Below are 561 nucleotides of genomic sequence, written 5' to 3'. Positions count from 1 at the left end.
CAGGGCCGGGCCATTGGCGGGGTTGGACTGGCCGTCCGGCCGCGGTGGCAGCGTCACATCGCTGCGCAACAGTGCGCGCATGACGCGGGCGCTGTCATCGGCGCTCATGAACAGCGGTGCCAGCGCCGCAAGACGATCGCGCCATTCATGCAATTGCCCGGGCGGGACATTGCGCAGCAGTTGCGGATTGCGCACTTCCAGCCAGGCATGGCGGCGGATGCGCCAGGCCAGGTCGGGCTGGCCGGTGGCATCCAGCGCCTCGGCATAACTCATCAGCCACAGGTAATCGTCGTGCGGGAAGCCGGATTTGCGGAACCAGTGCAGCGCCTGGTTCTGGCGGTTCAGCGACATGTTGGCGGCGGCGTACGGTCCCCACAGTTGCGGCGTGGTCTCGGCATCATGGGCCCACATCGTCATGGCGCGATTGAGCAGTGCGGCATCGCGCGTGGCGATCAGTACCCAGAGGGTCTCGGCCCGCACATCGGCCGCGCGCGGTGCCAGCGACAGCGCCAGGCGCATGTCGGCACGCGCGCCCTCGAGATCGCGCTGCAATTGCTTGAC

At 68.1% G+C, this 561-nt stretch carries 1 protein-coding gene; it reads right to left on the bottom strand.

Translation table 11 applies throughout. From position 1 onward, the window contains the following. On the bottom strand, window positions 1-561 hold a 561-nt coding region (locus B3873_RS10870), incomplete at both ends, for a tetratricopeptide repeat protein (protein WP_286865967.1).

The organism is Herbaspirillum sp. UBA812 (genome assembly GCF_002296545.1).
Classification (GTDB): domain Bacteria; phylum Pseudomonadota; class Gammaproteobacteria; order Burkholderiales; family Burkholderiaceae_D; genus Herbaspirillum; species Herbaspirillum huttiense.
Note: the sequence above shows the minus strand (reverse complement) of the source record. Positions and strands in the feature narration are given on the sequence as shown.